The 22,465-nt window shown below is 41.6% G+C and carries 23 protein-coding genes and 2 other annotated features; of the genes, 18 read left to right on the forward strand and 5 right to left on the reverse strand.

The window, feature by feature from the left end; translation table 11 throughout:
• The first annotated feature begins 225 nt into the window (after window positions 1-225).
• From speD to ACTJJQ_RS11420, 9 genes are all read left to right on the forward strand, one after another.
• Window positions 226-606 (forward strand): adenosylmethionine decarboxylase, encoded by a 381-nt coding sequence (gene speD, locus ACTJJQ_RS11380; RefSeq protein WP_003216492.1) that lies wholly within the window; start codon window positions 226-228, stop codon window positions 604-606.
• A gap of 185 nt (window positions 607-791) precedes the next feature.
• The gene (locus ACTJJQ_RS11385; RefSeq protein ID WP_057079219.1) at window positions 792-1,178 is read left to right on the forward strand and encodes a hypothetical protein; all 387 of its coding nucleotides are present in this window, start codon (window positions 792-794) and stop codon (window positions 1,176-1,178) included.
• 4 nt (window positions 1,179-1,182) lie between these two features.
• Window positions 1,183-1,641 (forward strand): transcriptional regulator NrdR, encoded by a 459-nt coding sequence (nrdR, locus tag ACTJJQ_RS11390; protein ID WP_003216720.1) that lies wholly within the window; start codon window positions 1,183-1,185, stop codon window positions 1,639-1,641.
• Window positions 1,642-1,740: 99 nt separating this feature from the next.
• Complete coding sequence (locus ACTJJQ_RS11395; protein ID WP_052320466.1) at window positions 1,741-3,165, forward strand: replication initiation and membrane attachment family protein; 1,425 nt, start codon at window positions 1,741-1,743, stop codon at window positions 3,163-3,165.
• Between the two features lie 17 nt (window positions 3,166-3,182).
• Window positions 3,183-4,112 (forward strand): primosomal protein DnaI, encoded by a 930-nt coding sequence (gene dnaI, locus ACTJJQ_RS11400; RefSeq protein ID WP_008346034.1) that lies wholly within the window; start codon window positions 3,183-3,185, stop codon window positions 4,110-4,112.
• A gap of 32 nt (window positions 4,113-4,144) precedes the next feature.
• Entirely contained in the window at window positions 4,145-4,783 is a 639-nt protein-coding gene (locus ACTJJQ_RS11405) for a TVP38/TMEM64 family protein (protein ID WP_058336551.1), read from the forward strand.
• Between the two features lie 60 nt (window positions 4,784-4,843).
• A complete protein-coding gene (gene ytxC, locus ACTJJQ_RS11410) occupies window positions 4,844-5,713 on the forward strand; it encodes a putative sporulation protein YtxC (RefSeq protein ID WP_008346029.1) in 870 nt (289 codons plus the stop codon).
• Window positions 5,714-5,756: 43 nt separating this feature from the next.
• Window positions 5,757-6,004: a binding site (T-box leader), on the forward strand.
• Window positions 6,005-6,049: 45 nt separating this feature from the next.
• Window positions 6,050-7,990, forward strand: coding sequence for a threonine--tRNA ligase (gene thrS / locus ACTJJQ_RS11415; RefSeq protein WP_048001859.1), 1,941 nt, complete (start codon window positions 6,050-6,052; stop codon window positions 7,988-7,990).
• A gap of 171 nt (window positions 7,991-8,161) precedes the next feature.
• Entirely contained in the window at window positions 8,162-9,082 is a 921-nt protein-coding gene (locus ACTJJQ_RS11420) for a methyl-accepting chemotaxis protein (RefSeq protein ID WP_017358260.1), read from the forward strand.
• 55 nt (window positions 9,083-9,137) lie between these two features.
• On the opposite strand, the gene ACTJJQ_RS11425 is transcribed toward ACTJJQ_RS11420, so the two are convergent.
• Window positions 9,138-9,917: an HAD family hydrolase gene (locus ACTJJQ_RS11425; RefSeq protein WP_076822409.1), complete on the reverse strand. Its 780-nt coding sequence runs from the start codon at window positions 9,915-9,917 to the stop codon at window positions 9,138-9,140.
• A gap of 136 nt (window positions 9,918-10,053) precedes the next feature.
• A complete protein-coding gene (locus tag ACTJJQ_RS11430) occupies window positions 10,054-10,629 on the reverse strand; it encodes a DUF4352 domain-containing protein (protein ID WP_017358258.1) in 576 nt (191 codons plus the stop codon).
• Between the two features lie 336 nt (window positions 10,630-10,965).
• Window positions 10,966-11,097, forward strand: a sequence feature (ribosomal protein L20 leader region).
• A gap of 71 nt (window positions 11,098-11,168) precedes the next feature.
• On the opposite strand from ACTJJQ_RS11430, the gene infC reads away from it, so the two are divergent.
• The 4 genes from infC (at window position 11,169) to ACTJJQ_RS11450 (ending at window position 12,631) form a co-directional block, all read left to right on the forward strand.
• Entirely contained in the window at window positions 11,169-11,684 is a 516-nt protein-coding gene (gene infC / locus ACTJJQ_RS11435) for a translation initiation factor IF-3 (protein ID WP_024718649.1), read from the forward strand.
• Between the two features lie 25 nt (window positions 11,685-11,709).
• On the forward strand, window positions 11,710-11,910 hold the full coding sequence (gene rpmI / locus ACTJJQ_RS11440) for a 50S ribosomal protein L35 (protein WP_003216324.1): 201 nt from the start codon (window positions 11,710-11,712) through the stop codon (window positions 11,908-11,910).
• 31 nt (window positions 11,911-11,941) lie between these two features.
• On the forward strand, window positions 11,942-12,301 hold the full coding sequence (rplT, locus tag ACTJJQ_RS11445) for a 50S ribosomal protein L20 (RefSeq protein ID WP_007501659.1): 360 nt from the start codon (window positions 11,942-11,944) through the stop codon (window positions 12,299-12,301).
• A 63-nt stretch (window positions 12,302-12,364) separates the two neighbouring features.
• Window positions 12,365-12,631 (forward strand): DUF1294 domain-containing protein, encoded by a 267-nt coding sequence (locus tag ACTJJQ_RS11450; protein ID WP_008346019.1) that lies wholly within the window; start codon window positions 12,365-12,367, stop codon window positions 12,629-12,631.
• A gap of 17 nt (window positions 12,632-12,648) precedes the next feature.
• Here the strand turns inward: ACTJJQ_RS11450 and ACTJJQ_RS11455 are convergent, their stop codons facing one another.
• Window positions 12,649-13,053: a hypothetical protein gene (locus tag ACTJJQ_RS11455; RefSeq protein WP_046527305.1), complete on the reverse strand. Its 405-nt coding sequence runs from the start codon at window positions 13,051-13,053 to the stop codon at window positions 12,649-12,651.
• A gap of 179 nt (window positions 13,054-13,232) precedes the next feature.
• On the opposite strand from ACTJJQ_RS11455, the gene ACTJJQ_RS11460 reads away from it, so the two are divergent.
• Both ACTJJQ_RS11460 and cstA read left to right on the forward strand, forming a co-directional pair.
• The gene (locus tag ACTJJQ_RS11460; protein ID WP_017358255.1) at window positions 13,233-14,321 is read left to right on the forward strand and encodes a M42 family metallopeptidase; all 1,089 of its coding nucleotides are present in this window, start codon (window positions 13,233-13,235) and stop codon (window positions 14,319-14,321) included.
• Window positions 14,322-14,670: 349 nt separating this feature from the next.
• A complete protein-coding gene (gene cstA / locus ACTJJQ_RS11465; protein WP_039168858.1) occupies window positions 14,671-16,467 on the forward strand; it encodes a carbon starvation protein CstA in 1,797 nt (598 codons plus the stop codon).
• A 45-nt stretch (window positions 16,468-16,512) separates the two neighbouring features.
• On the opposite strand, the gene sspI is transcribed toward cstA, so the two are convergent.
• Entirely contained in the window at window positions 16,513-16,734 is a 222-nt protein-coding gene (sspI, locus tag ACTJJQ_RS11470; RefSeq protein ID WP_008346010.1) for a small acid-soluble spore protein SspI, read from the reverse strand.
• A 113-nt stretch (window positions 16,735-16,847) separates the two neighbouring features.
• On the opposite strand from sspI, the gene ACTJJQ_RS11475 reads away from it, so the two are divergent.
• From ACTJJQ_RS11475 to pheT, 3 genes are all read left to right on the forward strand, one after another.
• Window positions 16,848-17,591, forward strand: coding sequence for a TrmH family RNA methyltransferase (locus tag ACTJJQ_RS11475; protein ID WP_035701950.1), 744 nt, complete (start codon window positions 16,848-16,850; stop codon window positions 17,589-17,591).
• 376 nt (window positions 17,592-17,967) lie between these two features.
• Complete coding sequence (pheS, locus tag ACTJJQ_RS11480; RefSeq protein WP_008346004.1) at window positions 17,968-19,002, forward strand: phenylalanine--tRNA ligase subunit alpha; 1,035 nt, start codon at window positions 17,968-17,970, stop codon at window positions 19,000-19,002.
• A gap of 15 nt (window positions 19,003-19,017) precedes the next feature.
• Entirely contained in the window at window positions 19,018-21,432 is a 2,415-nt protein-coding gene (gene pheT / locus ACTJJQ_RS11485) for a phenylalanine--tRNA ligase subunit beta (RefSeq protein WP_440600215.1), read from the forward strand.
• A gap of 41 nt (window positions 21,433-21,473) precedes the next feature.
• Here pheT and rnhC read toward each other — a convergent pair whose 3' ends face one another.
• Entirely contained in the window at window positions 21,474-22,397 is a 924-nt protein-coding gene (rnhC, locus tag ACTJJQ_RS11490) for a ribonuclease HIII (protein ID WP_254000711.1), read from the reverse strand.
• Between the last annotated feature and the right edge of the window lie 68 nt (window positions 22,398-22,465).

Raw genomic sequence — 22,465 nt, forward strand, 5'->3', positions numbered from 1 at the left:
ACTGAACGTCCCTTTTCAAGAAATGAGAGAAAATCCCACTAAAAACACAGCTTGCAAAATGGGTCTAAACAAAGTATACTATTTTTCGTGAACTTCTTGTTCGCAGACTCATTCGGGTATACTTAAAGGGTTAGGACCTCTTTGGACTAACTTTCCCCCGTGGTATATGTCCGGTCCGGCTGCTTAGAACTTCACTCTTTCATTCTTGTTTAAGGGGGGTCCATGATGGAAACAATCGGACGTCACGTTATCTCCGAGTTATGGGGATGCGACTGTGATAAACTGAACGACATGGATTTTATTGAAAAAACGTTTGTAAATGCAGCTTTGAAATCAGGAGCTGAAGTAAGAGAGGTTGCTTTTCACAAATTTGCACCTCAAGGAGTAAGTGGAGTTGTCATTATTTCTGAATCTCATTTGACAATTCACAGCTTTCCTGAACATGGTTATGCGAGCATAGATGTTTATACTTGCGGCGATCTAGATCCGAATATTGCAGCAGATCATATCGGAGATGAACTAGGTGCTGAAACAAGAGAAAACATCGAAATTCCTCGAGGCATGGGACCTGTACAAGTGAAACAGGCGCAAGCCAAAGCACTGTAAACATAAAAAAGATTGCAATGGGAGCTGGCCAAAAGCATTAAATGCCTTTGTGTTATGCTCCTTTTTATATTTGTTCCATACACGGGCATCCAGCATGATCTAACCTGTCTATACTTTTGTTCTAGGAAAACAAAGGTTTTTTTTATAAAATAAAGAAGAGGGTTTATGACAAAGGGGATACGTGTATGACTTTAGGGCAAAAGCTAAAACGATTCATTTCAAATCATACAGAAACATCTGACCATCATCCAGTGTCAGAGCTGAAAAGCCATTACTACAAATCGACACAAACTCAAGTTTTCCAAACGGTAGAAGCCGTTCTTTCAAGAAACGATTCCTATCAAGTGACATCTGTTTCAGCAGAACGAGGTGAAATCAGCGCAAACATACGAACGCCGAAAAAAGCTTTTCTCGTGGCGACTGTCATTTCAATTCGTCCTTTTGAAACAGCTGTCGATTTTAATGTGACAACAGAAACAGCACTGCCAACAGACTTTGGCTACAGTCAAAAGGCTGTTTTGTCCCTTTATAAAGAACTAGACAAACAACTTCCAAGAACAGATCGGAGCTGATGAAATGAAATGTCCCACATGTCAGCACCTTGGCACAAGGGTGCTTGATTCAAGACCAGTAGATGAAGGAAAATCCATTCGTCGGAGAAGAGAGTGTGAAAGCTGTCAATATCGCTTCACGACGTTTGAAAAATTAGAAGAATTGCCATTGATTGTGGTGAAAAAAGAAGGAATTCGAGAAGAATTCAGCCGGGAAAAGATGCTAAGAGGCCTCATCAAAGCGTGTGAAAAACGTCCTGTCGCTTTAAAACAGCTCGAGGATGTCTGCTTTAACATCGAGAAGGAATTGCGTAACCAAGGCATGTCAGAGGTGAAAAGCGAGCTTGTAGGGGAAATGGTGATGGACGAGCTGGCGAAAATTGATGAAGTGTCTTATGTCAGGTTTGCCTCGGTTTACCGTCAGTTTAAAGATATCAATGTGTTTATTGATGAATTAAAAGATTTATTAAAGAAAGAACGCTAAAAAAGAGCTGAAGATTCTTCATGCTCTTTTTCCTGCGTAAAGCGTAAAACGCAAAAAGAGTGTACAATGAAGACAACCGTATTAAGGGAGGATCAGCATATGACAGAGCATTGGAAGGAAGTGCTAGCCGTCGATCCGTATGTCGTCAAAAGCGCTTCATTGCTCGGTGACATCGATAGACAGCTTATTACTCTTTTATATCAGCCGCTTATTGGCATGTCCGCTTTCAGTTTATACATGACGCTATGGGGAGAGCTGGAACAAAATCGAATGTGGGGGAAACCCGCACCTCACCGTCAGCTGATGGTGATGCTGCAAACGAATTTAAATGATATTTTTGAGGAGCGCTTAAAGCTTGAAGCGATCGGATTACTCCGCACATATGAACAGGAAACGGAAGAAGGCAGACTGTTTACATATGAGCTCGTGCCGCCGCTGAGACCGGATGAATTTTTCCAAGACGGTATGCTGAATGTCCTTTTGTATCATCGGGTAGAGAAAGCAAAATATATGCAGCTCCGTGATTATTTTTCTTATCCAGGAGTTCCTGCTGATGCAAAGAACATCTCCCGATCGTTTGAAGAAGTGTTTCACGTCTTGCAGCCAGGAGAGCGCAAGATGACAGAGGAAATCAATCAGGCGTCATCGCTTGATGAGGGCTACGAATATGTGACAGTTGGCTCAAGTCAGCCTGCACCGCTTTCAGATGAATCTTTTGATTTTGATCTCCTGTTAGCAGGCATGTCGGACATGATGATTCCGAGAAAAGCTTTGACAAAGCAAGTGAAAGAGACAATTAAGAAGTTAGCGGTCGTCTATGGCATCACACCGCTGCAAATGCAAAATATTGTCGCAGGTGCCTGTGGTTCAGATCAGATGATATCAACTGAGGATCTGCGAAAAGCAGCGAGAGACTGGTATCAAATTGAATACAGGGGCGAACAGCCGAAGCTGATTGATCAAAAACAGCCAAGGCATTTACGTCACGATGCCACGCAACAGCCAGGTGCAGATGCGCCTGATGCGAAATTGATTGAAAAGCTTGATCATATTTCGCCTAGAGAGCTTCTAAAAGATATGGCAGATGGCATTGAGCCAACATATGCAGACTTAAGAATTGTTGAAGATATTATGCTTGAGCAGCAGCTAGAGCCTGGGGTCATGAATGTCCTGATCTACTATACACTGCTAAAAACGGATATGAAACTGTCCAAAACATATATGCAGAAAATCGCCGCCCATTGGGTGCGAAAGAAAATCAAAACCGTGGCAGCTGCTATGAAAATTGCCAAAGAAGAGAATAGGCAAATGACAGAATGGGCGCAGCAAAAAAATAAGCGTCAATCCTATGGATCAGGAAAAGTGATCCGCGAGGAGAAGCTGCCTGACTGGATGAAAGAAGCTGAAACGAAAGAACAGCCCGCAAAAGAACAGACAGATAACTTGTCTACAGAGGACCTTGAACGAGAAAAAGAAAAATTGTTAGATCAGTTTAATAATATGAAAAAGTACAATGCACATTAATGTGAGGTGAGATGGAGATGAAACCGATCGGTCGTTCATTTGATCAGCTAAAAGGGCGGGTAGATTTTCGCGTGAGATACAATCAGATTAAAGAAAGTGTCCTAGCTGATGAAGATGTAAAAGCTTTTTTAAAGGAGCATCAAGAGGACATCCAAGAAGACATGATCAATCGCAGTTTGAACAGGCTCTTTGAATATGTACAGCAATCAAAGGGCTGTTCTTACTGCTTAGAGGAAGAGAATGTAAATGTCATTTTAGACGGGTATCACCCGAAGCTTGTGATCAAAGGTCAGAGCATTGATATTGAATATTCCCCTTGTCCTGTCAAACTGCGGCTTGATAGACAGAAAAAACAGCAAGAACTCATGAAAAGTATGTATATTCCGCAGAATGTTCTTCAAGCGACGTTTGCTGATTTAAATGTGGTTGGAAGACAAGAAGTCATTCAAAAAGTAGGTCAATTCTTGCAAAGTTATGATGAAACAGGTAAGGGCAAAGGCCTCTATTTACATGGAAAGTTTGGGGTCGGAAAAACATTTATTCTGGCAGCGATTGCGCAGCAGTTAGCGGTAAAAGAGTATCCATCTCTCCTTGTATACGTGCCTGAATTTGTGAGAGAGTTAAAAAATTCGTTAGCCGATCATACACTCGAAGAGAAGCTGAATATGGTCAAATCAACACCGATTTTAATGCTTGATGATATTGGAGCAGAGTCGATGACAAGCTGGGTACGAGATGAACTTTTAGGAACAATCTTGCAATACCGCATGGCAGAGCAGCTGCCGACTTTTTTCTCTTCTAATTTCTCACCGAATGAGTTAAAACATCACTTTACGTACTCGCAGCGCGGGGAAAAAGAAGAGGTGAAGGCAGCTCGATTAATGGAACGTATTCTCTACCTAGCTGAACCAGTTCTGCTTGAAGGGGAAAATCGCCGTCATTTATAAAAAGATAGGTCACGTGAAGGGGAGCGGATGAAATGAATAAAAGAAAATGGCTGCTTTTCCTCGTGATTGGCGTCCTAGCTGCTGTGCTATGGTGGCTCAACAAACAGCATTTTCAACTGTCGCCGAAAGATGTGAAGAATTGGATTCTTCAATTTGGGATGCTAGCTCCCTTTGTCTTTCTTTTCTTATCACTTTTTCGTCCATTTGTGCTTGTCCCTCTCACCGTCTTTTCGCTAGCAGCAGGTTTGGCATTCGGCAGTGTCCTTGGGACCATTTATGCCTTAGCTGGCGCGACAGCAGGTGCAACAGGATCTTTCCTGCTTGCCTCAACCTTCCGTTCAAACAAGCAGGAAACCGAATCAAGCAATCGGAAGCTAAAAGCGGTGACGTCCCGTATTCAAGAGCATGGATTTCTTTATATCCTCTTATTACGCATTGCGCCCATTCACTTTGATTTTGTCAGTTATGCTGCAGCAGCTTCACGTGCGAATTATCGTGCATTTGCGGCAGCGACTTTTTTAGGGTTAATACCTGGTACTGTGGCGTTAAATGTCCTTGGATCAAGCTTTGTAAGCGGAAATTATGCCGCCTTAGCGATTGTTTGTTTGATTTATTTGATCTTTATCTCAGTGCCACTGATTTTAAAAAGAAAGATGCCTGATTTATTTTAGGCGTCTATTTTTTATGTTCTCCCCATATATATGTAACAGATGTCGTTAGGGGGGACAAACATGCTTGAAATAATCTTTGAAGATGAATATGATACCGCCGCTTTTTTACATCTTGCTGAACACTTGGACAGTCGGCATCACATTTCGATTCAACAAGGGAAAGACCGGCTTCTCATAGAAGCGAAGAAATCAGGAGAAGCCATAGAGCACATTGTGCGGACATTACTGATTCACTTTTTTTTGGAATGCAAAGAAAATGAACGCATGCGCAGCATCCTTGAAAACACATACTTATTTAAAGATCCAGAAGAGCAGCACCAAATTCTTTCAATCGCACATAGCATCATGAAAGGGGATCTAGATGATATCCCTGGAATTCATCAAGACCCGCCGAGGGAGGATCTGTTAAAAAAAGAGCTTGAGACGATTTCTTTACAGAAAGGTGTTTTTTCCATTGGTTCATTTATGACATTTAGGCTCTCAGCGTATGACAGAAGGCTGAAGAACTATGTTGAAGTATCCATCGAAGAATATAAAATGGAACAAGAATATCAAAACTTTATTCAATCCCTTCGAGACTATGTGATGTCAAGAGAACCTAAGCTTGAAAAAGTACATGTTGTACATCAGGACCGCCTGATGATTTGGGAATTTCGGTACGCTTCTGAGCGTGATCAAAAACAATACATAGACAGACAGTTTGTAAGAGAGCATCCAATGTATATTGATTCGCAGTTGATTGCACCGCTTGTATCCATTGCGCCACAAAAGATTGACCTATTTACAGATGATACGGGTCACTCGATGGTGCAAACCATTCAAAATATTTTTCAAGAAAGAGTTGAGGTATTCCCTCCTCATTCGTTTCAGGAACAGCATGTTCAATTTGTTCCTAGTCATTTGGAAAAGAAAAGTGAAAAGCTTTCTTGATTTTCACGAAAAAACGTTTTATAATACGGTGTAACTTCATACAGAGACCGTATTGATAAGGACATGAACAAATGAACACCCGCTTAAAGAGAGGGAAGCCGTGGCTGAAAGCTTCCTAGCGTAGGAACATTTGCTTTACCACCTTTGAACATCAGCTGTGAACTGTTTAGTAATAGCTGACGGGAATTCCCGTTATTGAACCACAAGCCGTATTTGTTTTTGACAAAGCAAGCTGCAAATACGGGAAAAAGGGTGGAACCACGATTCCGTTTATTCAACCTCGTCCCTTTCCAGGGGGCGGGGTTTTTATATTGCCAAAAAAAGGAGTGACTAGAGATGTCAGAACAAATTCAACTTACATTTCCAGATGGAGCAGTCAAGGAGTTTGACAAAACAGCTACAACAGAAGACATCGCGGCATCAATTAGCCCAGGCCTAAAGAAAAAAGCGCTTGCCGGTAAATTGAACGGCAAAGAAATAGATCTGCGTACGCCGCTGTTAGAAAGTGGAACAATCGAGATCATCACAGATAAGAGTGAAGAAGCGCTCGATATTATGCGACACAGCACAGCGCATTTGCTTGCACAGGCAATCAAACGCATTTATGGAAAAGAGTATCACGTCCAGTTTGGCGTAGGCCCTGTCATCGAAAATGGCTTTTACTATGATGTCGACATCGATGTAGCGATTACACCTGAAGATTTACCAAAGATTGAAAAAGAAATGAAAAAAATCATTAACAGCAATTTGCCGATTGAGCGCATTGAAGTTTCAAGAGAAGAAGCGAAAGCACGCTTTGAAGCAATTGGCGATGAATTGAAGCTAGAGCTGTTAGAAGCAATCCCAGAAGGCGAAGCCGTCACAATTTATGAGCAAGGTGAATTCTTCGATCTATGCCGAGGTATTCACTTGCCGTCTACAGGGAAAATCAAAGAATTCAAGCTGTTAAGCCTTGCAGGTGCTTACTGGAGAGGCGACAGTAACAACCAAATGCTTCAGCGTATTTACGGAACAGCTTTCTTCAGCAAAGAAGAATTAAACGAGCATTTACGTCTGCTTGAAGAAGCAAAAGAGCGTGATCACCGTAAACTAGGCAAGGAATTGAAACTGTTTGCGAACTCTCAAAAGGTGGGCCAAGGTCTTCCGCTCTGGCTGCCAAAAGGGGCAACAATTCGCCGCGTCATTGAGCGTTATATTGTTGATAAAGAAGTACGCCTTGGTTATGAGCATGTGTATACACCCGTTCTTGCGAGTGTAGAATTGTATAAAACATCAGGCCACTGGGCGCATTATCAAGAAGACATGTTCCCTGTGATGGAAATGGACAACGAAGATCTTGTCCTCCGTCCAATGAACTGTCCGCACCATATGATGATTTACAAAAACGAGCCGCATAGCTATCGCGAATTGCCAATTCGGATTGCAGAGCTTGGTACAATGCACCGCTATGAAATGTCAGGTGCTTTATCCGGCCTTCAACGTGTTCGCGGGATGACATTAAACGATGCTCATATCTTTGTTCGTCCAGATCAAATCAAAGACGAATTCATTCGTACAGTTCGCCTAATTGAAGAAGTGTATCAAGACTTTGGCTTGAATGACTACACATTCCGCTTATCTTACCGTGATCCAGAAGATACTGAGAAGTATTTTGACGATGATGCAATGTGGAATAAAGCGCAGTCTATGCTGAAAGATGCAATGGACGAGCTTGGACATGACTACTATGAAGCAGAAGGCGAAGCGGCATTTTATGGTCCGAAGCTTGACGTCCAAGTAAAGACAGCTCTTGGAAAAGAAGAGACTTTGTCTACTGTACAGCTAGACTTCTTACTTCCAGAGCGTTTCGATCTCACATATATCGGAGAAGATGGAAAACACCATCGTCCAGTTGTCATTCATAGAGGAGTTGTGTCCACAATGGAACGCTTCGTTGCCTTCTTAATTGAAGAATACAAAGGAGCTCTTCCAACATGGCTGGCACCTGTACAATTCCAAGTCATCCCGGTTTCACCATCTGTCCATCTAGATTACGCGAAAAAAGTGCAAGAACGTTTGCAGCTTGAAGGACTGCGTGTAGAACTAGACAGTCGTGATGAAAAAATAGGATACAAAATTAGAGAAGCGCAAATGCAAAAGATTCCGTACATGCTAGTTGTCGGTGATCAAGAAGCAGAAAATGGCGCGGTCAATGTAAGAAAATATGGGGAACAAGATTCAGAAACAATGGACCTCGAAGCTTTTGTGAAACATGCAGTCGCAGAAGCAAAAAAATAATGAAGGCGCACGAAACAGTCAGTGATCTCATCTATTGAGGTTGCTGGCTTTTTTCTTATGGAAAAAAATTCTCCACTAGTGATCCATTTGCGCAAATGATACGTTTAGATAGTACGAAAGTATGGGTAAGTATGTACTATTAGAGAGAGGCAAATTGGGGGAATGAAAGCGATGATTCAAACAACAAACACTTCATCAACACAAGTATTGGAGCAATCAGCTGTGCTTCGTGCGTTAGAGCACTCACTGGCGATGATTGAATTTGATGTCACAGGTAAGGTCCTATGGGTCAATGATATTTTTGCAAAAGCCATGAAATATTCAAAGGAAGAAATGATTGGTTTAAAGCATAGACAGTTTTGTCCTCCGCATATTGCAGAAGACGCAAGTTATCAAATGTTTTGGAAGCGTTTGAAAAATGGTCAAGTGTTTCAGGAAAAGGTGCAGCGGATCACGAAGTACGGTGACACCTTATGGCTTGAAGCGACGTATACACCAGTGCTCAATGAAGAGGGGAACGTAGTGGCTGTCGTGAAAGTGGCAACAGATATTACGGAGAGAGAAAACACAATGAAGCAGGTAGTAGAAGACCTAAAAGATATGTCTGCAAAATTAATGGAGCGAGCGGAAATCGGCATCCAGCATAGTCAAAGTGTAAATGCTTCTTTTGAACATATTGCGAATGAAACGGATCAAAACATGAGTTTGCTAGAAGGGTTAACAGAGCAGGTGGAGTCGATCAGCTCAATTGCTACAACGATTAACAGTATCGCTTCCCAAACGCAGCTGCTCGCATTGAACGCGGCCATAGAAGCTGCGCATGCGGGTTCCTATGGAAATGGCTTTAGTGTCGTCGCGGCAGAAATCCGTAAGCTTGCGACAGATTCAAAGGAAGCGATCGTAAAGGTGGATCGTTATGTGAAGGCGATCCATTTAGAAGTTGAAAAGGTCAGCAACGGAACAAGCCGTGCAAAGACAAGCGTGTTTACAAACCGGGATCTTGTCAAGCAAGCAAGCGAGGAATTCATGAATGTAGGAGAAGCAGCACGCGGCTTAGATCGTCAAGCACAAAGTTTAGCAGCAATTGTATAGCCGAAAACGAAAAAACACCCAATCTTGATCAGGAGAAGGGTGTTTTTCCTATGGTTTATTTTAAAATATCAAACAATTCGTGTAAGTCTTTAATTTCATAATCTGGTGTCACATCTGTTTCATTTTTCTTGCCATGACGATTGATCCAAACGGTTTGGATGCCAGCGCGAGAAGCGCCGAGAATATCTGTTTTTGGATTATCTCCTACCATGATGACGTCACCTTTTGTGAGATTTAACAGCTGAAGGCAGTGCTCAAAGATGCCAGGATCAGGCTTTCCTTTCCCATAATCTCCTGAAATCACAATTTCATTAAAGTAAGGGGCAAGTTCCGGGACACCTGCAAGTTTTTCTTTTTGCAGACTAGGATCTCCATTTGTTAAAAGAAGTAATTCATAGTTGCCCTTCAGGCGCTCTAAAACAGGATACGTTTCTTCATAGACATACGGGCGTTTTCTGCGCTCTGCTGCAAAGAAATCTGCTAAGTATTGACCAAATGCTTCATCGTCAATTCCTGCCTCTTTTAAGCCGTTTGTCCAAGCGTTTTTGCGATACTCTGGTGCAAGGGCGTTCAGCTTTTGAAAGCCTTCGCTAATCGGCTCACTAAAATTGGACCACAGTCCTTCAAAAGGATTAATGCCAATCATGACAGTATAATCATATGTTTCATAAGAAGAGTACAGCTTTCTTGCTTCTTCACGCACAATCTGTTCAAACGATTCTGGATCAAGTCCATATTTCTTTTCCGCTTCCCTGCATGTTTCCTGAAAAGTGGTATGAATGCTTTTTTCATCCCAAAGCAAAGTATCATCTAAATCGAAAAATACGGCTTTCATGATCTTCTCCCTTGTTATGTATGTAGTTACCCTCAATTGCATGTGACAGGCTCATGTTCATTTTACAATAGAAGTTTTAGAGTTTAAATAGATTATTTAGTAATAAAAAAAGTGCACAAAAATGTGCACTCTTACATTATTTTGATAAATCAATGGTCTTATACTTACCGCCAGTCCATCCTAATCCTGATGAGACTTGAAGCGAGAATTTCTTTTCGTTTGGAACTTCAAAAGCAATTCTGCCTTTTTTAGATAATTTAGGATTTATTTGTTTTAAGAAGAAACTTGAATCGGTATCATTTACATACATATTATTTGTTGCAAGTGATTTGTATTCTGTGCCGTCTTTGCCAATTAACCTGAACATCTCAGTATCTACCATTCTGCCTTTTTTACCTGTATTTTTGACCGTTACTTCAACAATCACAAATTTGCCGTCTGTCGTTACATCGCTCATATACTGTTTTTGTAAAGATTTTGCTTCTGTTACGCTGTTTACTTGATAAGTAAAATCTTCGACTGCTACTTTATCTCCAATTTTATGCGTTTTTTCTTTATCATTTTTCTTTTCGCTACTCGTTACTGCATTTTTAGAACCAGTATTTGATGTATTATCTTTTTTGCTGCCGCCCCCAGCCATACAAGATACAAAGATAATAATCAAAATGAGAATAATGATACTAAGACACCCAATCTTAAAAAACTTTTTCAAATAAATCCCCTACTTTTCCTTAATTTATTAAATGAATTTGAATACTTCTCCAATGATAAGTCTAAAGAATTATAAAATCAATCATTTTTTTGAAAAAATAGATATATAATCCTTTTTTATATGGAATATGATTTATATTTTTGTTTATTTATGTATACAACTTGATTTATATCGGTGTGATAATGAAAAATTGAAGGATTTGAAGAGACTTTATTTCTTTTTAAATAAGGCTTGCCCAAATCGTTTCGTCATGCTAAAATGAAAAAGTTGTTTCAAGAGTTCGGTTACTTGACGGACAAATGAAAATTGTGTAGAATAGTTAACGAATTGAATAGATATCACAAGCAGAAGCACCCGCTTCTCACCTGATTGACACATGTTTGTAGTTGACAGGTTGACCGTACATTTATTTTTTCATGCAAATGTTCGCAGTGTGGGTGTTTTATATGCCCACACTTTTTGTTTGCCTGTAAAACATACAACGAAATGGTCAAAATGAATTGTGAACTCAATTCAAAATCTCATGGAGGTGGCTCACTATTAGCAAAGATCAATTAGTTAATGAAGGTATTCGTGCGCGTGAAGTTCGTTTGATCGGACAAAATGGCGATCAGCTTGGGATTAAAACCCGCCAGGAAGCTCTGGAAATTGCTACGAAAGCCAATCTTGACCTTGTGTTAGTTGCTGCAAATGCAAAACCACCTGTTTGCCGAATCATGGACTATGGTAAGTTCCGATTCGAACAACAGAAGAAGGAAAAAGAGGCACGTAAGAATCAAAAAATCATTAGCTTAAAAGAAGTTCGGTTGAGCCCGACAATCGATGAACATGATTTTAACACGAAGCTCCGTAATGCAATCAAATTCCTTGAAAAGGGAGATAAAGTGAAAGCTTCTATCCGCTTTAAAGGCCGTGCGATTACGCATAAAGAAATCGGACAGCGCGTGTTAGACCGTTTCTCTGAAGCTTGCGCTGAAGTAGCAACAGTAGAAACAAAACCTAAGATGGACGGACGCAGCATGTTCCTCATGCTTGCACCAAAAGTCGAAAAGTAAAAGTAACAGAGGGAGGAAACATCCAATGCCAAAAATGAAAACTCACCGCGGATCTGCTAAACGTTTCAAAAAAACAGGTTCTGGTAAACTTAAACGTTCTCATGCGTACACAAGTCACTTGTTCGCTAACAAATCTACAAAGCAAAAACGTAAATTGCGTAAGAGCGCAATCGTAAGTGCTGGAGATTTCAAACGTATCAAACAACAACTTGCAAACATCAAGTAATCTGGAATAGGAAACATAGGAGGGAATTACAATGCCAAGAGTAAAAGGCGGAACTGTGTCGCGTCAGCGTCGTAAAAAGGTTCTTAAATTAGCAAAAGGTTATTTCGGTTCAAAACATAGATTATATAAAGTAGCAAACCAACAGGTGATGAAATCTGGAAACTACGCTTTCCGTGACCGTCGTCAGAAAAAACGTGACTTCCGTAAACTATGGATCACTCGTATCAATGCTGCAGCTCGTATGAACGGTCTTTCTTACAGCCGTTTAATGCATGGCTTAAAGCTTTCTGGTATCGAAGTAAACCGCAAAATGCTTGCTGATCTTGCTGTGAATGACCTAAACGCATTCAACCAGCTTGCTGATGCTGCAAAAGCACAACTAGACAAGTAAGTCATATAAAAGATCATTCCGCCAAGGAGTGATCTTTTTTTCTCATCATGTGAGGTGAAATCAATGAATATCGCTCTGATCGTGCTGCTCATCTTGGTCAATGTCTATGGGTTTTGTCTCATGGGAGAGGATAAACGCCGAGCGAAAGCACACAAATGGAGAATATCAGAAGCGCACTTATGGAGTGCCGCAGTACTTTTTGGTGCTGCTGGGTCATTTCTTGGCATGCAGTATTTCCGTCATAAAACGAAGCATCCTGCCTTTCAAATGGGTATGCCTGCTTTAATTGTTGTCCAATTGGTGATATTGGTCTATCTCAATCTCATCTGAAAAGGGAGCAGACGCCGTTAAGTCGGCGTATCTGCTCCCTTTTTTTGTTTGATTTTTTTGATGGGCTGATCCCAATCAATTTTTGTTTGAGGATACCGTTCAATGATGTTGTCCTCAAGTTTTTCAAAGTCTTCTAATGTGAATTCATTTAGCTTCTCAGGTGACTCCGTCCAAACGTAAATGGAGTGGACAAACAGAGGATGATCCTTAGAAGGAACATGCTTCTCCCCTTCAAACAAGACACCTTTATAGACGAAATTAAAATTTTTACGGGCATTTTGCTGTTCGTCCATAAAATAAAAGCCTTCTTTTAATTGTGCTTGTTTCAGCTTTCTTCTCGGGTTTGAGAAGAATTTTACCGCCATGTAGAATATATAGACAAGCAATGCAACAAGAGCAAGTCTAATGAGGATGACAAACATGACAGGATGCACCTCCAATACCGTTATCTGATGTACTACGAATGAGAAAGACAAAAGGTTTCAACTTTTTTAAAAAAAATATTTCGATTAACGAAAAAATATTCATAAAAAGATCGTATTGAACGAAAGAGGTTTTGTATAATAAGAATGCACCATGAAGAAAAAGGAGGATACACAGAATGACAAAACTAGATCAAACATTAACTATGCTGAAAGACCTAACGGATGCAAAAGGGATTCCAGGAAATGAACGTGATGTAAAAAAAGTCATGCAGTCATACATAGAAACATATGCGGATGAAGTCTCTACAGACCGCCTTGGCAGCTTAATTGCTAAGAAGGAAGGAAATGCAAATGGGCCTAAAGTGATGCTTGCTGGTCACTTAGATGAAGTAGGATTCATGGTGACAAAAATCGATGACAAAGGCTATATTCGTTTTCAAACGGTCGGTGGCTGGTGGTCTCAAGTTATGCTGGCGCAGCGTGTCACCATTGTGACGAAAAAAGGAGACATTACAGGTGTGATTGGTTCTAAACCGCCACATGTTTTATCACCAGAAGCACGAAAGAAATCAATCGAAATCACAGATATGTTCATTGATATTGGGGCTTCGAGCAAAGAACAGGCAATGGAATGGGGCGTCCTCCCTGGAGATCAAATCGTACCTTACTTTGAGTTTACGGTAATGAATGACGAAAAAATGCTTCTTGCAAAAGCCTGGGACAACCGTATCGGCTGTGCAGTAGCGATTGATGTCATGAAGAATTTAAAGGATACTCAGCATGAAAATATTGCATACAGTGTAGCAACTGTCCAAGAGGAAGTTGGCTTACGTGGAGCTAAAACAGCTGCAGCTACCATCCAGCCTGATATTGGATTTGCTATTGATGTTGGAGTAGCAGGTGATACACCAGGTATTACTGAAAAAGAAGCAACAAGCAAACTTGGCAAAGGACCAACGATTGTTGTGTTCGACGCTTCCATGGTTTCTCATAAAGGGCTTCGCGATTTTGTTGTCCAAACTGCAGATGAATTAAACATTCCTTATCAATATGATTCCATGCCAGGTGGAGGAACAGATGCTGGAGGTATTCACTTAACAGGTCATGGCGTTCCATCACTATCCATCGGGATTCCAAGCAGATATATTCATACCCATGCAGCCATGATTCATCGAGATGATTATGAAAATGCGGTGAAGCTTTTAACAGAAGTCATCAAAAGACTTGATCAAAAAACGGTCGAACAAATTACGTACGGTTCTTAATGATAAAACCTTTCCTCAGTATGGGGAAAGGTTTTTTAATTGCGTTGAATTTCCCAGGAAATGAACTTTGGAATGTAAGTTGTGTCAAAAGAACTGTTTTCAGTAAATGAAGTGATATTTTTCTAGTGAGGAAGGCACATGTGATCTATCTTGTATTTATGTAAGATGAAATCAATAAAAAGGACAGAGCCAATTGAGGCTCTGTCAAAAGAGAGTTTATGGAAGTAGGTGAAGCTTATTTTAGATTAAATCAATTATTCCTATTTGTCAACTAGGTTTTAAAAGAAAGAAAAATCACTCAATTTATGTTATATTTGTAACAAATTGTTTATACAAAGGGGATGGTTAAATGAATGCGGTTTCAATTGTGATAGGATCGATGTGTATTTTAGCGATTGCCTATCGCCTCTATGGCACGTTTATGATGGTGAAGGTACTAAAGGTCACAGATGATCATCCTACACCGGCTCATGCACTCGAGGATGGGAAAGATTATGTGCCAACAAACAAATGGGTCACATTTGGGCATCACTTTGCTGCAATTGCCGCTGCTGGTCCATTAGTTGGTCCGATTTTAGCCGCACAATTTGGGTATTTACCTGGTCTCCTTTGGCTCTTAATTGGAGCGGTGATTGGCGGAGCTGTTCATGATCTTGTGGTCTTGTTTGCTTCGATGCGAAAAAAGGGGAAATCACTATCCGAGGTAGCGAAAGAGGAGCTTGGTCCTGTTGCAGGATTTTGCACAGGGCTCGCCATGTTATTTATTATTACAATTACAATGGCAGGACTGTCCATGGTTGTGCTTCATGCTTTAGAACGAAATCCTTGGGGAACCTTTGCAGTTGGTATTACCATTCCAATAGCGATGGGAGTCGGCCTTTATTATAAAAAGACAGGCAATTTAAAGCTGGCGACATCTGCGGGATTCATATTACTGATGTTGGGGGTATTCCTTGGACCGAATATTCAAGGAACAGCACTTGGAGATTTGTTAACACTTGATACAAAAACGCTTGCTCTTGCCCTGCCAATCTATGCGTTCTTTGCTGCGGCCCTGCCGGTTTGGTTGCTTTTGGCACCAAGAGACTATTTAAGCAGTTTTATGAAAATTGGTGTTTTCATCGCGCTGATTGCGGGAATCTTTGTGGTTAATCCAACCATCCAATTTCCGGCGTTTACGGAGTTTGTAAATGGAGGAGGGCCTGTCTTAGCTGGACCTGTATGGCCTTTTATTTCGATTACCATTGCTTGTGGTGCGATTTCTGGTTTTCATGCATTTGTTGGCTCTGGCACAACGCCAAAAATGCTAGATCGTTGGAGTGATATGAAGCCGGTGGCGTTTGGCGCGATGCTCGTAGAATGTTTAGTGGGAATCATGGCGTTAATTGCCGCTACTGCGCTTCATCCGGGAGATTATTTTGCAATTAATAGTACACCTGAAGTGTTCCGTACGCTTGGTATGAGTGTCGAGAATCTTCCTCAACTAAGCAAAGAAATCGGTCTTGACTTAGAAGGAAGAACAGGTGGAGCTGTTACATTAGCTGTAGGGATGGCGTACATCTTTACGGGTATTCCGTTCTTTAGTCATTTGGCCTCTTATTTCTTCCAATTCGTGATTATGTTTGAAGCCGTCTTTATTTTAACGGCGATTGACGCAGGAACCCGTGTCGCGCGATATTTGATCCAAGACTTCTTTGGAGAAGCATATAAACCGCTGAAACGAAATGACTGGGTACCAGGGTCAGTCTTTGCAAGTGCACTTGCTTGTTTTATGTGGGGATACTTGCTTTACTCTGGAGACATTGGGTCCATTTGGGCACTCTTTGGCGTGTCAAACCAGCTAATGGCCTCGGTCGGATTAATCATTGGGGCGACGGTTGTGTTAAAAATTGCGGATAAAAGACGGTATATGTTGACTTGTTTAATTCCACTTGCTTACTTATATGTGACGGTGAATTATGCGGGTTATTGGATGGTTGCGAATGTCTATCTCAATCCTGAAGCATCTGGCTACAGTGTACTGAACGCCGTGCTTTCGATGATTATGCTGATTTTAGGTTTTGTCATTATCGTGTTCGCTATTAAAAAATGGATCGAGATTTGGCGCGATCCAGCTCTTCGAATGGAGACACCAATCACTGGCTAAATGAACAAAGCCGGCTTGCTCATAGATAAGCAAACCGGCTTCTTGTTATTGCTGATGCTCAGGCTTTAAGCCCTGCTCCAATGTTTCAAGAATTTCATTTTTTTCATCTTCTGATGCCTCTTGCCATAACACCTCAAACAAAACGCCAAGACCTGGCAGCATTTTTTCCTCGCCACTTTGAATCGCATCTAAAATCGTATGCTCAAGCTGCTCTTGATTATGGCCAGTAATGTTTTGAATCACTGCGCCTCTTAAATTAAAATCCATTGCCCACACTCCTTTTTTGATGGTGATAGCCCTATTCTGTCTCAAAGACAGGTTTATTATGTAGTGTGCTTGAGATATAATAAATTCATGATATTTAAAGGAGTTAAAGTCGCTTGAAATATATAGAATCAGCTAAAAACGCACACATTAAACAATGGAAAAAGCTCCATACAAAAAAAGAACGAACGAAAACAGGGCTATTCCTTGTTGAAGGAAAACACTTAGTAGAAGAAGCATTAAAAAGCGGGGTTGTGAAAGAGTTAATGATCACAACACCTGACATGCTCCCTGCTGACATCGAGCCTGACATTGAGTTGTATGAATTAAGTGAAGAGGCTTTTACTGCGATGACGGAAACGGAAACACCTCAGCAAATCGCAGCGGTTTGTACAATTCCTGTATTTGAGGAGAAAAAATATGAACGAATGCTTCTGTTAGATGCAGTGCAGGATCCGGGGAATTTAGGCACACTTATTCGGACAGCAGATGCAGCGGGTCTTGATGCTGTGATTCTAGGGGATGGAACCGTTGATGCGTTTAACGGAAAAACGCTCCGTTCAGCACAAGGGTCTCATTTTCACCTGCCTATCTTAAAACAAACGCTACAACAGACAATTCCAGCATTAAAGGCGCAAGGTATACCTGTATATGGCACTGCTTTAAAAAATGCGAAAGAGTATAGACACATAGCATCAGAAGGTCCATTTGCGTTAATTGTAGGCAACGAGGGAGCAGGTATTGATCCAGAGATTCTTCAAATGACAGATCAAAATTTATATGTTCCAATGTACGGACAAGCGGAATCATTAAATGTGGCTGTGGCAGCAGCGGTTCTTGTCTATCATTTGCGCGGATAGTGTTGCAACACGTCCTATTTTTCACTATAATGAAACTAATATTTTAAAAACCATGATAGAGGAAGATTGTTTCACGGAGCGTCCTAATAGGGAGAATGCATCGTAGACTGAAAGTGCATTTAAGGAATGCTGAAACAGGAATTCACCTCTGGAGTTGTCACCGGGACCGCAGGTTTTGCGTAAAGGTGAACCGGATTCGTTTGATTCCGTTATGTCAATGAAGCTTATTCGCACATATATTTGTGCTTAACAAGGGTGGTACCGCGACCACAACTCGTCCCTTCTTTTATGGAGGAACGAGTTTTTTTATTGTCTTCAAACGATCAAACAGCCGTTTATCCGAGCGGTTTTGTATATCAAAAGGAGGATCACACTCATGCAAGAAACGTTAAAACAGCTTGAAACAGAGGCGATAGCAAAGGTTGAAGCAGCCAGCTCGCTCAAAGAAGTCAATGATATTCGTGTTCAATATTTAGGGAAAAAAGGTCCGATTACAGAAGTGCTGCGCGGAATGGGCAAGCTTTCCGCTGAAGAAAGACCAAAAATGGGCGCACTTGCAAATGAAGTGAGAGAGCAGATTGCTGGTGCCATTGCTGAAAAAAATGAGCAGCTAGAAGCAGAAGAAGTGAAAAAGAAACTGGCTTCTCAAACCATTGATGTCACATTGCCAGCAAGTCCGATCAAAATCGGGGCAAGACATCCATTAACGATTGTCGTAGAAGATATTGAAGATTTATTTATCGGCATGGGCTATACCGTTGAAGAGGGCCCAGAGGTGGAAACAGATTACTATAACTTTGAAGCGCTCAATCTTCCAAAAGAACACCCTGCACGTGATATGCAGGACAGCTTCTATATTACTGAAGACACACTCATGAGAACACAAACATCACCCGTTCAAGCACGTACACTTGAGAAATATAAAGGCCAAGGTCCTGTGAAGATCATCTGTCCTGGTAAGGTATATAGACGTGACAGCGATGATGCCACTCACTCGCATCAATTCATGCAGATTGAAGGACTTGTGGTAGATCACAATATTAGCATGAGTGACCTCAAAGGAACGCTTGAGACAGTCGCAAGAAAAATGTTTGGGGAAGATCGTGAAATTAGACTGCGCCCAAGCTTTTTCCCATTCACAGAACCTTCCGTTGAAGTTGATGTGTCATGCTTTAAATGCGGCGGGAAAGGCTGTTCCGTATGTAAAGGAACAGGCTGGATTGAAATTTTAGGTGCAGGAATGGTTCACCCGAATGTATTAAAAATGAGCGGATTTGATCCAGATACTTACCAAGGCTTTGCTTTTGGAATGGGTGTTGAACGTATTGCGATGCTGAAATACGGCATAGATGACATTCGTCATTTCTACACAAATGATATTAGATTCACGAAGCAATTTAAGCAGGACTAAGAGGAGGAAATCAACATGTTTGTTTCATATAAATGGTTAGAGGACTATGTCGATTTAGAAGGCATCAAGCCGGATGAATTAGCAGAGAAAATCACAAGAAGCGGAATTGAAGTGGAAGCCGTTGAGTATAAAGGCGAAGGCATCAAAGGCGTTGTCGTTGGACACGTCATTGAACGTGAACAGCATCCGAATGCGGATAAATTAAACAAATGTCTTGTTGATATCGGCGAAGACGCACCGGTGCAAATTATATGCGGGGCTCCAAATGTGGATAAAGGACAGCATGTGGCTGTCGCAACGGTTGGTGCAGTCCTTCCTGGAAACTTTAAAATTAAAAAAGCAAAACTGCGCGGTGAAGAGTCTCATGGCATGATTTGTTCTCTGCAAGAATTAGGCGTAGAGAGCAAGCTCGTACCAAAAGAATATGCAGAAGGCATCTTTGTTTTCCCGAATGACGTGAAACCAGGAGATGATGCCCTTCAAGCGCTTCAATTAGATGACGCGGTACTTGAACTTGGCTTAACACCAAACCGTGCCGATGCCCTTAATATGCTAGGAGTGGCTTATGAGGTTGCCGCCATTTTAGGGAGAGACATCAAGCTTCCTGATACAGCGCATGACACTTCTTCTGAAAAAGCAGCAGACTATATTTCTGTTAAAATTGAGGATCAAGAAGCGAATCCACTTTATGCAGCGAAGATCATTAAAAATGTAAAGATTGGACCAGCACCGCTTTGGATGCAAACAAGATTGATGAATGCAGGTATCCGCCCAATTAACAACGTCGTGGATATTACGAATTTTGTCTTACTTGAATACGGCCAACCTCTACATGCCTTTGATTATGACCGCTTTGGTTCAAAGCAGGTGGTCGTACGTAAAGCGGCTGAAAATGAAATGATTCAAACTCTGGATGAACAAGAACGTACATTGTCTTCGAAGCATCTTGTCATTACAAATGGCACAAAAGCGCATGCTGTTGCAGGCGTCATGGGCGGTTTTGAATCAGAGGTGCGTGATGAGACGACAACGATTCTTTTAGAAGCGGCATATTTCAACGGTCAAACCGTCCGTCAAGCATCTAGAGACTTAGGGCTTCGCAGTGAATCAAGCACAAGATTTGAAAAAGGGCTCGATCCGCAGCGGACGAAATCAGCAGCCGAAAGAGCAGCGCAATTGATCAGCATCTATGCAGGTGGTGAAGTGTTAAGCGGGACTGTGGAGGAAAACCACCTTGAAACAAGTATGAATGTCATCCACGTATCAACTGAGCGTGTGAACAAGGTGCTTGGTATGAGCATTTCAAAAGAAGATATGATTCAGATTTTCAACAAACTAGGCTTTACTGTGGGCGAATCAAATGATGTGCTTGTCGTAACGGTTCCTTCCCGCAGAATGGATATTACGATTGAAGAAGACCTCATTGAGGAGGTCGCGAGACTATATGGCTACGACAATATTCCATCTACACTCCCTGCGACAGCTGGTACCGTTGGCGGTCTCACGCCATACCAAGTGAAGCGCAGAAAGGTGAGACGTTTCTTAGAGGGCGCAGGGCTTTCTCAAGCGATTACGTATTCATTAACGAATCAGCATAAGTCCACAGCCTTTGCTTTAAATCCAGCTTATCAAACAAGACTTTCCTTGCCGATGAGTGAGGAACGAAGTGTGCTGAGACAAAGCCTTCTGCCGAACTTACTTGATTCTGTTGCATATAACTTAGCAAGACAAGCTGATTCTTTTGCCTTTTATGAAACGGGTTCTGTGTTCTTAGCAGAAGCTGAAGGGGCAAAACCGGTGGAGAAAGAACATGTCGCTGGTGCGCTGACAGGCTTATGGCATAAAAATCTTTGGCAGGGCGAGAAAAAAGCTGTCGATTTTTATGTAGCGAAGGGTATTGCAGAAGGGCTGTTTGAAAAGCTTGGTGTATCAGGAGAGATCACGTATGTTCAAGCAGAGCGTGAGGGCCTTCACCCAGGACGTACAGCCGATGTTCATTTAAATGGAAAAGTGATTGGCTTTGTAGCTGCACTTCATCCAGTAGTGGAAAAGGAATTAGATTTAAAAGAAACGTATGTATTTGAATTTGATTTAACAGATGTAATGACGTCTGAAGCAGAGGATATGAAATATACGGCAATTCCGAGATTCCCAGCAGTGACAAGAGACATCGCACTTGTCGTCGATCAACATATTTCAAGCGGACAGCTGGAGCAAGTCATTTATGAAGCTGGCGGCCAATTGCTCACAGACCTTTCCGTCTTTGATGTGTATGAGGGTGAGCATATGGAAGAAGGCAAGAAATCTGTTGCATTCTCTCTGCAATATTTAAACCCAGAACAAACGTTGACCGAGGAAGAAGTCACGGCTGTTCATACAAACGTATTGAAAGCATTAGAAGATACGTATCAAGCCGTCTTGCGCGGATAATAAAAAGAGCTATTGCCTTATGGGCGATAGCTCTTTTTTGATTATAACCATTTTTTCGCTTTTTGGGTGTTGGCAAAATGAAGTTTTGTAAATTGGCGTAAAGCCTCTTCGCCGTGATGTTTCATCAGCTTTGCTGCCGCTTTGTCAACATGCGGACCGGCCCCTTTTGGAATGTCAAAGCCCGCTGCTTTTGATAATTTATCCATTTCAATTAAAAAAGCATATCTTGCAATAATAGAAGCTGCAGCAACCGATAAGTGGATGCCTTCTGCTTTCGTACTAAAATATGTACGCTCCCGAATGATCTTTTTCCCCGCAAGGTGCCTGAAATAAATGCCTGGTTCGGCAAATTGGTCAATGAGAATGGCTTCTGGTTTCTTGCCATCCAGTTTTTCTAGCACGGAGGTGATGACTTGGTTATGAAGCAGTGCCTTCATTTTCCCTTGGCTCATGCCCTTTTCCTGCATCGCATTGTATTTTTCATTCCGAAGCACGAGAAGGCTGAACGGGATGGTTTTGATCAAGTCTTTGGCAATGTTGATAATCTGCGGATCTTTTAGTCCTTTTGAGTCTTTCACCCCGAGCTCTTTCATGAGAGCAAGCTGACTGGAATCAACATAAGCCGCACAGACCGTAATGGGTCCAAAATAATCGCCAGTACCGACCTCATCTGAGCCAATAACCGACATGGAAGCAATGCCGGGTGGTGGGCTGTACTGTGTGATGGATGGTGTTTTTTTGCTTTTTGTTTCAGCTGCTTGTAAATGGTTGAACTGACTTGCTTCAGCTTCTGCCTTTTGTCCTTGGAACAGTACTTTTCCAGATTTGTAGGCTGTAATCGTACAGCCGGGAACCTTTGCTTGAAATAGAGCGCCTGGCGGCAAAGTGTCAGTTAAATGCTGAGCGTACACGCTCTTCATTTTTTTCATGTCTTCTGATGTTGCTTTTAAGACGGATTGGGGCACAGTGGATAACTCCTTTTTACCTTGATATCATTGATTTCTAAAGTGTACCATAACAGGGAAGGGCTCGT

It is taken from the genome of Bacillus sp. 22483 (assembly GCF_052044605.1).
Lineage (GTDB): Bacteria > Bacillota > Bacilli > Bacillales > Bacillaceae > Bacillus > Bacillus altitudinis.

What these genes read in the sequence shown, in the direction of transcription:
- rpmI (WP_003216324.1), top strand. Translation starts at nt 11,710, where the DNA reads ATGCCAAAAATGAAAACTCACCGCGGATCTGCTAAACGTTTCAAAAAA.
- rplT (WP_007501659.1), top strand. Translation starts at nt 11,942, where the DNA reads ATGCCAAGAGTAAAAGGCGGAACTGTGTCGCGTCAGCGTCGTAAAAAG.
- sspI (WP_008346010.1), bottom strand. Translation starts at nt 16,734, where the DNA reads ATGGATTTTAATTTAAGAGGCGCAGTGATTCAAAACATTACTGGCCAT.
- ACTJJQ_RS11405 (WP_058336551.1), top strand. Translation starts at nt 4,145, where the DNA reads ATGAATAAAAGAAAATGGCTGCTTTTCCTCGTGATTGGCGTCCTAGCT.
- ACTJJQ_RS11420 (WP_017358260.1), top strand. Translation starts at nt 8,162, where the DNA reads ATGATTCAAACAACAAACACTTCATCAACACAAGTATTGGAGCAATCA.
- thrS (WP_048001859.1), top strand. Translation starts at nt 6,050, where the DNA reads ATGTCAGAACAAATTCAACTTACATTTCCAGATGGAGCAGTCAAGGAG.
- pheT (WP_440600215.1), top strand. Translation starts at nt 19,018, where the DNA reads ATGTTTGTTTCATATAAATGGTTAGAGGACTATGTCGATTTAGAAGGC.
- ACTJJQ_RS11450 (WP_008346019.1), top strand. Translation starts at nt 12,365, where the DNA reads ATGAATATCGCTCTGATCGTGCTGCTCATCTTGGTCAATGTCTATGGG.
- ytxC (WP_008346029.1), top strand. Translation starts at nt 4,844, where the DNA reads ATGCTTGAAATAATCTTTGAAGATGAATATGATACCGCCGCTTTTTTA.
- ACTJJQ_RS11395 (WP_052320466.1), top strand. Translation starts at nt 1,741, where the DNA reads ATGACAGAGCATTGGAAGGAAGTGCTAGCCGTCGATCCGTATGTCGTC.
- dnaI (WP_008346034.1), top strand. Translation starts at nt 3,183, where the DNA reads ATGAAACCGATCGGTCGTTCATTTGATCAGCTAAAAGGGCGGGTAGAT.
- nrdR (WP_003216720.1), top strand. Translation starts at nt 1,183, where the DNA reads ATGAAATGTCCCACATGTCAGCACCTTGGCACAAGGGTGCTTGATTCA.
- pheS (WP_008346004.1), top strand. Translation starts at nt 17,968, where the DNA reads ATGCAAGAAACGTTAAAACAGCTTGAAACAGAGGCGATAGCAAAGGTT.
- speD (WP_003216492.1), top strand. Translation starts at nt 226, where the DNA reads ATGGAAACAATCGGACGTCACGTTATCTCCGAGTTATGGGGATGCGAC.
- cstA (WP_039168858.1), top strand. Translation starts at nt 14,671, where the DNA reads ATGAATGCGGTTTCAATTGTGATAGGATCGATGTGTATTTTAGCGATT.
- ACTJJQ_RS11460 (WP_017358255.1), top strand. Translation starts at nt 13,233, where the DNA reads ATGACAAAACTAGATCAAACATTAACTATGCTGAAAGACCTAACGGAT.
- ACTJJQ_RS11455 (WP_046527305.1), bottom strand. Translation starts at nt 13,053, where the DNA reads ATGTTTGTCATCCTCATTAGACTTGCTCTTGTTGCATTGCTTGTCTAT.
- ACTJJQ_RS11425 (WP_076822409.1), bottom strand. Translation starts at nt 9,917, where the DNA reads ATGAAAGCCGTATTTTTCGATTTAGATGATACTTTGCTTTGGGATGAA.
- ACTJJQ_RS11385 (WP_057079219.1), top strand. Translation starts at nt 792, where the DNA reads ATGACTTTAGGGCAAAAGCTAAAACGATTCATTTCAAATCATACAGAA.